The 12,845-nt window shown below is 36.5% G+C and carries 10 protein-coding genes; 1 reads left to right on the top strand and 9 read right to left on the bottom strand.

Annotated elements, in window-relative coordinates; all coding sequences use genetic code 11:
* Positions 1–23: 23 nt before the first annotated feature.
* Positions 24–1,133 (top strand): ABC transporter permease, encoded by a 1,110-nt coding sequence (locus tag G7Y56_RS09010; RefSeq protein WP_255498697.1) that lies wholly within the window; start codon positions 24–26, stop codon positions 1,131–1,133.
* A gap of 189 nt (positions 1,134–1,322) precedes the next feature.
* Here the strand turns inward: G7Y56_RS09010 and G7Y56_RS09005 are convergent, their stop codons facing one another.
* The 9 genes from G7Y56_RS09005 to G7Y56_RS08965 all read right to left on the bottom strand — a co-directional run bounded on the left by G7Y56_RS09005 (position 1,323) and on the right by G7Y56_RS08965 (position 12,765).
* Positions 1,323–1,895, bottom strand: a complete 573-nt coding sequence (locus tag G7Y56_RS09005) for a type 1 glutamine amidotransferase family protein (protein WP_165042803.1) — start codon at positions 1,893–1,895, stop codon at positions 1,323–1,325.
* A 215-nt stretch (positions 1,896–2,110) separates the two neighbouring features.
* Positions 2,111–2,551: a VOC family protein gene (locus G7Y56_RS09000; RefSeq protein ID WP_165042801.1), complete on the bottom strand. Its 441-nt coding sequence runs from the start codon at positions 2,549–2,551 to the stop codon at positions 2,111–2,113.
* 12 nt (positions 2,552–2,563) lie between these two features.
* Complete coding sequence (locus G7Y56_RS08995) at positions 2,564–3,010, bottom strand: GNAT family N-acetyltransferase (protein ID WP_165042799.1); 447 nt, start codon at positions 3,008–3,010, stop codon at positions 2,564–2,566.
* A gap of 2 nt (positions 3,011–3,012) precedes the next feature.
* Positions 3,013–3,375 (bottom strand): MmcQ/YjbR family DNA-binding protein, encoded by a 363-nt coding sequence (locus G7Y56_RS08990; protein WP_165042797.1) that lies wholly within the window; start codon positions 3,373–3,375, stop codon positions 3,013–3,015.
* A gap of 136 nt (positions 3,376–3,511) precedes the next feature.
* Positions 3,512–4,012 (bottom strand): GNAT family N-acetyltransferase, encoded by a 501-nt coding sequence (locus G7Y56_RS08985; RefSeq protein WP_165042795.1) that lies wholly within the window; start codon positions 4,010–4,012, stop codon positions 3,512–3,514.
* 442 nt (positions 4,013–4,454) lie between these two features.
* The gene (locus G7Y56_RS08980) at positions 4,455–6,488 is read right to left on the bottom strand and encodes an FAD-dependent oxidoreductase (protein WP_165042794.1); all 2,034 of its coding nucleotides are present in this window, start codon (positions 6,486–6,488) and stop codon (positions 4,455–4,457) included.
* Positions 6,489–6,588: 100 nt separating this feature from the next.
* Positions 6,589–8,259 carry a RagB/SusD family nutrient uptake outer membrane protein gene (locus tag G7Y56_RS08975; protein ID WP_165042792.1) on the bottom strand — a complete coding sequence of 557 codons (1,671 nt, stop codon included), beginning with the start codon at positions 8,257–8,259 and terminating at the stop codon, positions 6,589–6,591.
* Positions 8,260–8,277: 18 nt separating this feature from the next.
* Positions 8,278–11,586, bottom strand: coding sequence for a TonB-dependent receptor (locus G7Y56_RS08970; protein WP_165042790.1), 3,309 nt, complete (start codon positions 11,584–11,586; stop codon positions 8,278–8,280).
* 198 nt (positions 11,587–11,784) lie between these two features.
* Positions 11,785–12,765 (bottom strand): FecR family protein, encoded by a 981-nt coding sequence (locus tag G7Y56_RS08965; RefSeq protein WP_165042788.1) that lies wholly within the window; start codon positions 12,763–12,765, stop codon positions 11,785–11,787.
* Positions 12,766–12,845: the final 80 nt, after the last annotated feature.

Below are 12,845 nucleotides of genomic sequence, written 5' to 3'. Positions count from 1 at the left end.
GTATACTTTCAATTATTTCAATAATGGAATCAATCAAAAACAATCAATTATATCAACTCTTCAAAACCCAATTCCTAATGACAGTCCGTGAACCGGAAGTCCTTTTTTGGGGTATGGTTTTCCCGGTACTTATTTCCATCGGATTGGGACTGGCTTTTACACAGCAAACAGAATCAAAATTTAATATTGTTCTTGTTGAAAAAAATCAAACAGAGCTAGATTCGCTTCTCAATGTTTATGGTACAGATGCGGAAAGCAAAGAAGAAAACATTCAAAATTGGAAAATCAGCGACAAAACACTGGGTAATACTGTATTTAAGTTTTCACAAAGCGATTGGAATTCAGCTATCATATCATTAAAGAGAGGTGAAGCAGATGTGATCGTTACAGACTCGCTGGGAAAAGCCGTTTATCATTTTGATCCGCTCAACTCCCAATCTCAATTAGCATACATGAAGCTTTCGGCATTGGTAAAATCGCCTGAGACAAGCATAAATACTGAGAATACGGATATAGAGCCATTGACATTGATGGGTGTTCGTTACATCGACTTCCTGATTCCGGGATTGATTGCTTTCGGGTTGATGAGTTCTATTATGTGGGGAGTTAGTTATACAATCATTGAACGAAGATCTCAGAAACTGTTAAGGCGGATGGTTGCAACTCCGATGAAAAAATCGAATTTCCTATTTGCATTGATGTTTGTCCGCATTCTCATGAATGTAGTTGAGTCTCTGATTTTACTATTTTTTGCATGGCTAATATTCGATATTCATATACAGGGAAACATCGGAGCTTTGATTGTTTTGTTTCTGGCCGGTAATCTTGCTTTTACAGGAATCGCTATTTTGGTTGCATCCCGTACTACTAAAACGGAGGTCGGCACAGGATTGATTAATGCTGTACAAATGCCCATGATGTTGCTATCGGGTATTTTCTTTAGTTACCATAATTTCCCCGAATGGAGCATCGGAGTTATTAAGCTACTCCCTTTGACTGCGCTAACCGATGGAGTCCGAAGCATTTTTAATGAAGGAGCCGGATGGATGGAAATGATTTATCCGACTTGTATGTTATCTGCTCTTGGCCTTATCTGTTTAGTTATAGGTATGAAACTATTTAAGTGGGATTGAATTTACGATTCCCGTGATTTACAATATATTTGCACTCAAATAGTGAAAAATAGGGATATTTATGCATTATTTGAGTGCGTTTTTTTTATTTCAATTAAATCTCAAATCAACACTTGCCTTTAGATATTTAAAGTGATTCTTAGAGTCTCTTTATTGAAAATTAATAAACTTCTTTTGCCAGAGATTCCACTATTCGCTCCAAATACCATTTTTGAATAATTGATACCATTTTTCGATTCGGGTAGAATCATATAGAGAAATGGACTCGAATATTTCTTTTGCAAACTCGATAGGAGCAATCCCATTTGCAGTTATGATATGCTTATCTGAATAAGCCTTTTCGTGCTGATAAAGATGCTCACCTGTATACTCCGGAGCGACCATTTTCAAATATTGAAGATCGTTGCTCGTATGTTTAACATTGTTCAAGAACCCTTTTCTCGCTAAAAATATGGTAGCTCCACAGATTGCTGCAATAGTTATTTGTTTATCAGACAATTGCTTTACCAATGGTAAAATATAGTCCAACTCGCCATCCCAAGGAAATCCTCCGGGAAGAATCAAGATGTCGATATCTTCTGTTTTTATGTCTTTAAGCGAATATTCGGGTATGACTTGTAAATAACCTGCTGATCTGACAGGATTCCCGTCAACACTAAAAGTTTTTACCTTGAACTCTTCGTTTTTTGCTATTTCGGGAGTTAAATAAGCTATTTCCCAATCTGAATAGCCTTCGAAAAGAAATACATACACATTCTTCATTTTTTCCTAATTTTTAATTTTTTAAATGCAATACAAAAGTATCACTTTCAAATGACAACAGTATGTCAGTAATTACTCAGCCGTTAATTTTTTTGTTTATTTTTCCATTGCTTCTGCTCTTAAATCGGAAGGCATTTCTCAATGGCATAACGTAATGCTGTACGAGGCATAACTGTCTTTTTGAAGCTACATAATCAAACACTTCTTGTGATGATCTAGAATTTTCCATTCTCTTTCAAAAGATCTTCAGACCAATTTTCTTGCGATAAAGGAGTAAATAGTTCTATTAAATTATTTTCCGGATCATACAGATGAACAACACGCGCTCCCCAATCGGGCATATCATGTGGTTCATTGATGAATTCAATACCACGTTGCTTTAGCGCTTGATATTCCTTATCCACATTGTCTACATTTAAAACGATCATCATCTTTTCACGGCAATCGACAGGGATTTGCTTATCTACATTTCCAATTGCCTCTGCCATCCAATCCGACACAAATATGGCTAAGCCTTCAATGCCATCTGCAACTTTAAAACTTGCATATCCGCTATTTTCATCTCCCCAAGCAGGTTCTAAACCTATTTGTTCTGTATAAAACTTAAAACATTTTGTATAATCTTTAACTAATAGTCGCACATTGTTTAATCTCATATCTTTATTTTTTTATTTCAAATTCTTTTTCAAATAGACCATATCAATTAGTTGAACACCTTCTTCAAACATCGGATGATCGTAATTGTCTGTAAAGAAATTTTTGATTCGATGAGAGGGTTCAAATCCACATTTCTTATAAAATGATAAAATCGATGGAACGTCACCGGTACCCAGAATCATCGTTTCATATTTTCCTTTGTAGTGGTCGGTAATATAACGCATAAGAGTAGCTCCGTAGCCTTGTCTTTGAAATTGCTCATATACAGCAATATTTTTCAGTTCGCAGGTTGTATTATTCTCTTGAGTAACCGAACAAACAGCTTTCAAATTATCATCATACAACGCAAACATATCACCTTTATCCAAGTAAAGGTCTATCATATCTTCCGACTCATCACCTAAAAGTAATAAATCGAGAAATTGTTTCTTATTTTCTGAAATATATCTGATTTCCATAACTAAATATTGAAATATTCTTCCTGTTTCTTTTTGGGAAGTTTTTCTATCACTTCATCTGCTGAATGCTGAATTAACTCTTTAATCAACTCATCAGGTACATCACTTTCCAACGTAATCCAATTCCACAAAAGGGTTTTAAAGTCGTCGGGGTTTACTCCATTGTATTTTTCACGCAATTCAACCGACCTCTCGGGATTACATTTAAGGTATGCCTTGAAAATTCCGTCTTCGGGTTCCAGCGTGAAATAGACAAATACCTTTTCCATCACTTTAAACACCAGTATTTTGCGAGTCTGTAAAGAAATCGATTCTTCAGAACCCTTTATTGAGAGGCAATACTCTCGAAATTCTTCGATATTCATAAAATGTAAATAATGTTATTTTCAACAGTGGCTATGCGGGCATCGCAGCTTTCGCAATCTAATCCGCAACAGGCAATTAATTGTTTCATCATTTGATTAATTCCATATTATTTTTAATAAATATGATTATTTACCATCAAATCTGTAATATATAATAGTCTTTGTCTTTATCAAAAATAAATCCGTTTGATATGAGAACTCCACACGATGAATGGTTTTTACTGTCAGGCTGAACTATGATACTTTTTGCTGTACTGTTTTGTTTGATTTTTTCAGCTAACAATCGTATCATTTCCTTTCCATATCCTTTGCCGATATAGAACGTTTCGCCAATTAAATAGTCTATACTATACATCTCGCCTTTGGCTTCTATCTCATACCATTCCTCTTTAGCATCCCGGCAATCGTAATACAAAGCAAATCCGATGGGCTGCCCGTCTAATTGCACAATAAAGTAGTTAATCCACGAGAACTCCTCATTTCGCTTTGAAACTTCAGCCAGCCAATCGTTTAAATAGACATTATGTTCAGGTATTTCAAACCACTTTTTAACATGGTCTTTGTTAAGCCAGATTTCGATCTGTTTAATATCGCTATCTTCGACGGGTAGTAAGGTTAGGTTCTTATGATTTTCCATACTGCTTTACCTAATTGTTGGTGCTAATTTAATTGCATAGTATCTTAATTATTTCCCAAAAATACGAATAAATATTTGGAACTCATTCTTATTACTTCTGTAATAAAGCCCGTGCCTGTCATCACGACGATAGGCTTTTGTGTAAAATTAAAATGGATATAAATTAGAGAGCCTTTCCCGAATTTTAGATCAGTTGAAGAGAAGTCTTGCTTTACGGTTATAGTGGGTTGTTGTATCGTTAAAACTTTCGTATCCTTTAATCTGTGATACCCAAATGATACATGTTTGATTAATTTGCTTATAATAAATTCTCTCCGCCAAATAATAAAGAAGAAATAAGATCGCTGTAAATGTGTAATTTACAGCGATCTTATTGTTTTAACCCCTGATAGAAAAATGTATAATACAGAAGTATATCTCTATTTATTTATAATATTGTCGATTATTTAAACATTGGTATCAACAATATAGCATCTGCAACAACTACTCCATTTGCCTCTTTATTAGATATTTCTATATATGAATCAGAGTCTTTTTCAAAATCATATTCACCTAAAGAAGCCCATTCACCCGAAGTTTGCCCTTCGATAACAATATCGGATGTTTCTATAATATTCTCTACTAACTTGCCATTACCTGAAACAATGATAGATGTCCGGTCGGTGATTCCTTTTACTTTGGGAAAGTAAAAATACACGTGGTATTTTCCACTCTTTTCTATATTCAAATTGTATTTTACGGATTTAGTAATTTTACCTTTCGAATCGTCTATGAAGAAAGTAGGGCCATATCCTCCATGTTTAGCGAGAGACCATTCTCCTGCAACAACCGTATATGCTTTGTCGTCATTATCTATAAGAAGCTCTGGAGTACTATTATCTGCTAACGGATTTGAAAGAAGTATCTGTTGTAATTTTGAAACATTGACCTTCTGTACCGTATTATCAAACTCGTCAATGGCCAAAGATGCTGCAACAGCAGATGATTGAGCTAAAACCATAAATACAGGTTCCATACGAATAGAGCCATAAGCAATATGTGACGCTGACATACAAACAGGAACAAGCAAATTTTTAGCTTCGCTCAATTTAGGAGTGATAGCTTTATATGAAATAGGGTACGGACCAAAACCGCCTATTTCGACATTTCCTTCATTTTTTACTACTCCGTCAACGATTAATCTATCACAGTTATGGGAATCCATTGTATAAGCAGCCCAACCGACAGCATCATCACATATTTCGCGACCTTGGCAATGGTGTTGTGTCATCACTTTTTCACCGACCATCCGGCGTGCTTCCCTTACATATAGCTGATGCGACCAATGCCTGTTATTTACATATTCATCTTTAGGATAACCCCATTTTTGCATTTCTGCCCGTATATTTTGTGGTATTCTATCATCATGTCCTACGAAATATAGCAGACCTTTGGTATAATCTACATGATCTTTCCAAATTTTATCCCGTTCATCATAGCTGGCTTCCGGATAATTCCAGTTGGCACCGATCATATCGGTAGAAAATGCACCTCTGTTATTTATATCTGTTTTTCCATTCGGCATAAGGCTCCAAATGAATACATCATTCAGACCTTTCCATGGTGTTTTCTCCTTAATACGAATCAACAATTCATACTTATTAGGATCATAATTGTCAGGCTTTGTTATGGGAATTATATTATCTTCTTTATTGCTCAATGCGATTCTAAAATTGTATGCCTGTACCTTTTTATCACCTGTTCCATTCGGCTGAATGGGAGTATCGTTAACACCCCATAGAAGACCACTCGATTTATCGCCCGGAATTACATATGGGTCAACCTCTACGCCAAATTGATGTCCATCCAGTAACTGAACACCGTTATATGTTTCACTGTAGAGACTATTATCTTCCCGTCCGACTGAGTAGGAAACTTTAGATTTAGCCATCAAGTCCCCTTCATAAGAACAATCGATAAAAACTTTGGCTTTTACGGTTCTATTGCTCTCAACCGAGGGATTATATGTATCTTCCAGAACAATCCGGTCGATTGTATTATCTGCTTTGGATACATCTGCCAGCCTCTTTTCATACCATACTTCTATATCCGCGCGTTTTATGTAATCGTTAAAAATCTCTTCAGCCACACTTGGTTCGAATATCCACTGTTCCAGTTTTCCATAATGAGCTCCCAATCTGCGGTAAAAGTCACGGGAAAGTCCTGTTACAACATATTTGTTTCCAATGTCTGTATAGCCTAAGCCACCGGAACTCATACCACCAATATTTTTACGTGGTTCAATTAATAATACACTTTTCCCCATCTTCTTTGCTGTATATGCCGCTATAACTCCGGCTGAAGTTCCGCCGTATATGCAGATATCTACTTCTTTGACTTTAATATTACTGGATTCTTTGCAAGATGGAAATAATAATATTGAAATGAAAAGTGCAATGAACAAAGAACTTAGTTTGTCTATATTTTGTTTTTTCATAATTGTTTTTTTATAAATACTGAATTGTCTCAACTACCTGTAATTGCATATATTTACGCAATTACAGGAGTCAAGAATATTACTTAGCAGTAAAAAATATTTAATAACCCGGATTTTGTTCTAAATTAGGATTGGTAGTCCTTTCTCTTTCGGGTATTGGCCACAAATAGTCACGGCTATTTGTGTTATTAAATTTACGTTGTTCGACTATGCGCATTTCGGCTTTATTAGCAACAGAATTATAATTAGGCACGCCATTCTCATCTATCACAGGTGCAGAACTTAATAATCCACGAGGTATTCGCCCATAGAATGAGCCATTCATTACTTTTTCGGCAATTTTCCATCTGCGAATATCATACCAGCGGAATCCTTCCATTGCCAATTCGTAAAGGCGTTCTTTACGGACTATCGCCCGTAATGCTGTTTGAGAGAGCCCTGTCGGGATGGCCGGCATATCTACTGTAGGACGTTGACGCACTTCATTTAGGGCATCGTAGACCGATTGGTCTATTTGATTAGCTTCTATTTTTGCTTCAGCGTAGATAAGCAAAACTTCGGCATAACGGATTATTGTTGCATTCAATTGAGACGCATTCGGGTTGCCTTTATCGGAAATATCCACGTATTTTTTCCAGCAATATCCTGTAAACGATGCATAGGCATTGATTCCATCCTGATTGTCTATTCTGACAGCCGGATTAACATTATAATTCCAACATTTTAAACTGTCTTTATGTGTCTCGAACTGATAACCGAAGAATACAGAACCTGGAACAGCAATTGTATAGGTTAATCTTGGGTCACGGTTTTCGAATGGTTTCTCCGGATCGTAAAGTAACGATTTATCAATATCTTTCCCATCTGTACATTGATAAGCATCTACAAGAGATTGTGAAGGTACTTTATTGGAATAACCTTTACCATTTCGCGATAGCAGGTTAGCAGTAGTAGATGTTGTTTTTTTTGCTGACGTCAAATATTGATGAGCCCAAATTATTTCGTTGGATTCCTGCCCCGCATACTTAAATAAGTCTTCGAAATTATTATGCAGGCTGTGTGTTTTCATAGCTATAACAGTTCCGGCATCTTGTGCAGCAATATCCCATTTGCTATTATATAATGCTGCTCTAGCCCGAATAGTCAAAGCAGCACTTTTGGCAGCACGACCTGTCCCTTTATAGTCATCCGGCAAATCGGCGGCGGCCTCTTTCAGTTCATCCATAATAAAGTTAAGCACATCTTCTTTCGAACTACGGGGTACTAACGATTCATCTAAAGAAAGCATTGTAGTTACTAAAGGAACACCACCAAACGACTCTATCAGATAATGGTAAGTATACGCTCTGACGAAACGGGCTTCGGCACGGATAGCCTTATAGGTGTCCGGCGAAGTATTAGCTTCAGCCTTATGCATATTGTCGAGAAGATAGTTGCACCGTCCGATAACTTTATAAGCATTGAGCCATACACCATTTACATAGTCGTTATTCGTATCGGCATTACCATTCCCCAATTGTTGCAGACCTCCGGCATTACGGTTATATCCTATATCGGTAGCTGCATCGAGCGCAGTAGCTAAAGTCATCTCATCTGCTGTTCCGTATGTATTCATACTGTATATGCCGTTAAGAGCAGATAAAAGTTCTGTTTCGTTCGTCAGGTAAGTTTCAGAAGATGGTCCTTCTAGTGGGTATTTATCAAGATAATCACTACATGAGTATAGAACTATTGAGCAAACCGCAATAAAAGTGATATATAATTTTTTCATGATTGTGAATTTTAGGATTTAAAAGTTTAATTCAAGACCAAAACTTAGGACTCTTACTTGTGGATAATAGAAACCGTCGCCTACAGGCATCTCGACATTATAACCCGACAAGAAATTATCTAAAGAGAAAAGATTGGTACCGTTTGCAAAAATTCTCAACCGATCGATATTGGCTTTTCGAGTCACCTGTTTAGGTAAAGTGTAGCCTATCTGGAAGTTTTTTAATCGTAAATACTTAGCATCTCTTTTCCAGAAAGATGAGTGTTGAGTATTGTTAGTCTGACTGAATGTCAATCTCGGAAATCTGGCATTTCGGTTGTCTTCCGTCCAATAGTCTTTATTGTCTTCCCGAGCTGTTCCTCCTACTGCCCCAGTTACAGCAAAAGCCCATATTCCGGCTCCATAGATGTAGCCATCTGCTTTTCCCACTCCTTGGAAGAGGGCGGAAAGATCGAAACCCTTATATTCGGCACCTAAGTTAAGGCCAAATGTGTAGCGTGGTACTGTGCTTCCTATTACACGTTTGTCTTCTCCATTAATTACACCATCATCATTGAAGTCTTTGTATTTTATATCTCCCGGTTTCACAGTACCGAATTGTGTAGCGTGGTTTTTTATTTCATCTTCATTTTGGAAATAACCTTCGGCTACATATCCATACAAGGAATTGACCGCATACCCTGTACGGTTGGCAATATAGTTTGTTCCATCCTGACCTTTCAGATCTACGATTTTATTCTTCACATCTGAAATGTTGAAATTCACATTATAATTAAAATCCCCTGTGCTATTTCTATAACCTATACCCAATTCCCAGCCTTTGTTATCAACTATCCCTGCATTCTGGAATGGAGCATTTAATCCAATAATATAGGGGATATCTAATTGGAGTAAGATGTCTTTTGTTTTGCGAGAATAATAATCAGCAGTAATTGTTAACTTATTAGATAGCATAGTTAAATCTATCCCTACACCGAAAGCCTCGGTGGTTTCCCATTTAATCAAGGCATTCGGCATAGAATTGAGTGCCGAAGTATTGTTGACACTGCCATCCATGGCTCCTGTACCGTACACTATCTGAGAAGTAAAGGGATATGTTCCGATATTCTGGTTTCCTAATTGTCCCCACGATGCTCGTATTTTTGCATCATCAATTACATTTTTTGTTTGTTGCATAAAGTCTTCTTCCGATATGCGCCATCCACCTGATACTGATGGGAATAACGAATATTTGTTTCCTTTAGCAAAACGTGACGAACCGTCGTAACGCAAGTTAAATTCAAATAAATACTTTTGCTTAAAGTTATAATTCAGTCGTCCGAAAAAAGATCGTAAAGCCCATTCCGAAGCTGTGCCTTCATTGTTCTTATTAACCGATCCTCCTGTATTAAGCACAGGGAAGTTTACGTTAACCGAATCTCTATACGCCGTAAAGCCGGAGGTTTTATAACTTTCTTGCGAATAACCTACCATTCCTTTAATATCATGGTTTTCAATGTTTTTTTCGGCTGTAATTGTTGCCCGATAGTTATTGTATATGTCAGTGTAATGCGAATCTGTCAATTCACTTTTAGCCGGATTCTTATAACTTGGCGTTCCGTCGGGCAGATATGTTTGTATTGCTTTTCTTAAGTTATGCTCGTCTCTTACAACGTATTTTGGAGCAGCATTTACCTCAGCTGTAATCCACTCTGTCGGTTTATATATAACAGTGGCATTGACACTCCCCCAAGGTGATGTTGCCGCTCTTGAACCGGAATCATACGTATGCGAAATAGGATTCGTACCATTCCATCCTACTCCCCATGTACCATTCGAGTTAATACCTATCTGATTTGCAGGAATTCCGTTCATCCATTGAAATATTTCGACAGGGGATGTATATGGGGTGGTTGTTTGCGTTTTAATAAATTGTAAATCCAATCTAACGCTAAGTTTGGAGGTTAGATTCCAATCCATATTATTACGCAGTGATATGCGTTCGAATCCTGTTCTTTTTATCAATCCATCTTGATTGAAATATCCGAGAGAGGTAAACATTTTCAGCTTATCTGATCCTCCCGATATATTAAAAAAGTGATTCTGTTGAAAACCCGAACCGGTCAATGTTTCTTTTTGCCAGTCAGTATTCGGATATTCATCCGAACTAACTCCGTTTTGTTGTCTGTATGCATCTATCAGGTCTGTTGAATAGAGAGGATCTCTGTCTTCATTCTTATAGGCAGTATTCAAGAGTTCCATATAGCCGATTGCATCTACCATTTGTGGCATATCAGTGGCTTTCTGCCATCCGAAATAGTTATTATAAGAGACTTTAAATTGACTGGCTGTTCCTCGTTTCGTTGTGACCAAGATCACTCCATTGGCGGCTCTCGAACCATAGATAGAGGCTGATGCAGCATCTTTTAATACCGAAATCGATTCTATGGTATTAGGATCTATGTTGTTCATAGAACCTTCTACACCATCTATCAATATCATTGGGTTAGAATCGTTAAGAGTTCCTACACCTCTGATTCTTATTGTTCCTCCGTCATTCCCCGGTTGTCCTGAATTCTGAATAATTGTTACTCCGGGCAAAAGGCCTTGTAATGCCGCAGAAGTTTGTCCAACAGGCTTTATAGTCAGGTCTTTTGTAGATACAATTCCGATAGAACCTGTAAGATTAACTTTCTTTTGAGTACCGTATCCTACTACTATGACTTCATCCAGATCTTGATATGCTTCTTTCAATTTTATTACGAGATTGGTTGTGTTGGAGACACTTATCTCTTGTTTAACATAACCAATATAAGATATTTCGAGAACGGTACCTCTGGCAGGTATATCGAGAGCGAAATTTCCATTAACATCGGTCATTGTTCCGGTATTATGTCCTTTCACCGATATCGCTACTCCAATAAGAGGTTCTCCTTGTTCATCTGTAATTGTTCCGGTAATTTTAAGTGACTGATTAGTCTCTTTTACCGATTTAGAAATTGTTATATGCCTGTTGTTGACACTATAAATAAGGTCTGTATTTTTCAACACCTGACTGAGTATCTCGTCTATTATTCCCGATTTGATGTTTACTTTGGCTTTATAGCCTGCAACATCACTATCTTTATAATTAAACAGGTATTCACTTTTTTGCTCAATAGTTTTAAATATCTCAGGTAGAGTAGATTCTTCAACTGAAAGAGAGAGTTTTACCGATTGTGCGTAGGTATTAGTTGCTTGTAACTGAAAAATACACACAAATGAAAAAATAAGCATGATTCTCATACGAAGTGGCATTTTTTTTAAGCCTATCTTAAAAGAAAGACTATTAATACGGGTGTTTTTCATATATTTGTAAATGAATTGGTTTATAAACCCAATGATGACTATTCGCAGTAGTCATTTTGAGTTAAGTACTAATTTTGTTGAAGTTAAGACCGGCTGCTCCTCCAAGATTGGCCGGTTTTCGTTTTTTAATTATTATTCCATAGGCTAGAGATTTATTAAGGTTAAGTAATGTATTTATTGGTATTAGATTAGTCTGTTTTATCTGGAAAGCACATATGTTTTATCATTTTCTTTATCAATTTTAAACCGCAGATTCTTTCTCATTATATTTAATATCTGGTCTATATCTAGATTTCCATCGAAGGCTCCGGTTAGTTGTTCTGCCTGAAGACCCTGATCGTTAATTAGTATTTTTACATTGTAATATTCTTCAAGCATTTTGGCTACTTCCGAGAATGAGCGGGATTTGTAACGTATCAGATTTTGTTTCCAAGCTCCAACCGATTCAATATCTATGGGATTTACATTGATAGATTTGTTCTCTTTATTATAGATTAATTGTTGTGATGGGGTTAATATTACATTTTGATTGGGAGATTCGAATCGTATAGATCCTTCGAACAAAACCGCAGATATAAGGTTCTCTTCCGGTCTATTTTTTGCAGTAAAAGTAGTTCCAAGTACTGTAATATTTGTGCCCTCTAAATTAACAACAAAGGGGCTTTCTGCATCTTTTATCACTTCAAAAAATGCTTCACCTTCCAGTGTTATGTCTCGTTTTTTATCTCCATACGAATTAGTATAAGTTAGTACACTATTTTTGTTCAATGAAATATGTGTACCATCCGGAAGGTTAAATTCAGAAACACTGTTTCCTGATATGTAAGAGTAATATTTAACAGGACGTTTTTCGTTATTGAATACGGCAAGGTAGACAATGCCTATAAATGCGGCAGCTATAGATGCAATCTGCAAATAACGGGATATTGGTTTTTTTACAGCCGATTTTGATTTGGTTTCATTTTTAATTTGTGATAAAAGAGTCTCAAATGTTTGTTCATAGTTTATGTTGTACTCAGATGAGATATCACCCTGCCAATATTCTTTTATCTGCGCAAATATCAGTTTGTTCCTATCATCGGATTTAAGCCAGTCGGATATTGTAATTATATCATTGCAAGAGGCTTCTCCTGTCAGGTATTTTACAATTAAGGTTTCTATTTCTTTATTCGATTGCATATGCAGCTATAATATATTTTATATATATTAAGTAACGGAAATAGAAAAATCCCCCTAGATAAATTGCTGAAATTTTTACT

Source organism: Dysgonomonas sp. ZJ709, assembly GCF_011039195.1.
In the GTDB taxonomy this organism is placed as follows: domain Bacteria; phylum Bacteroidota; class Bacteroidia; order Bacteroidales; family Dysgonomonadaceae; genus Dysgonomonas.
Note: the sequence above shows the minus strand (reverse complement) of the source record. Positions and strands in the feature narration are given on the sequence as shown.

Bases quoted from the DNA above. Each gene is read 5' to 3' on its own strand.
- G7Y56_RS09010 (WP_255498697.1), top strand. From the start codon at position 24: ATGGAATCAATCAAAAACAATCAATTATATCAACTCTTCAAAACCCAA.
- G7Y56_RS09005 (WP_165042803.1), bottom strand. From the start codon at position 1,895: ATGAAGAATGTGTATGTATTTCTTTTCGAAGGCTATTCAGATTGGGAA.
- G7Y56_RS09000 (WP_165042801.1), bottom strand. From the start codon at position 2,551: ATGAGATTAAACAATGTGCGACTATTAGTTAAAGATTATACAAAATGT.
- G7Y56_RS08995 (WP_165042799.1), bottom strand. From the start codon at position 3,010: ATGGAAATCAGATATATTTCAGAAAATAAGAAACAATTTCTCGATTTA.
- G7Y56_RS08990 (WP_165042797.1), bottom strand. From the start codon at position 3,375: ATGAATATCGAAGAATTTCGAGAGTATTGCCTCTCAATAAAGGGTTCT.
- G7Y56_RS08985 (WP_165042795.1), bottom strand. From the start codon at position 4,012: ATGGAAAATCATAAGAACCTAACCTTACTACCCGTCGAAGATAGCGAT.
- G7Y56_RS08980 (WP_165042794.1), bottom strand. From the start codon at position 6,488: ATGAAAAAACAAAATATAGACAAACTAAGTTCTTTGTTCATTGCACTT.
- G7Y56_RS08975 (WP_165042792.1), bottom strand. From the start codon at position 8,259: ATGAAAAAATTATATATCACTTTTATTGCGGTTTGCTCAATAGTTCTA.
- G7Y56_RS08970 (WP_165042790.1), bottom strand. From the start codon at position 11,586: ATGAAAAACACCCGTATTAATAGTCTTTCTTTTAAGATAGGCTTAAAA.
- G7Y56_RS08965 (WP_165042788.1), bottom strand. From the start codon at position 12,765: ATGCAATCGAATAAAGAAATAGAAACCTTAATTGTAAAATACCTGACA.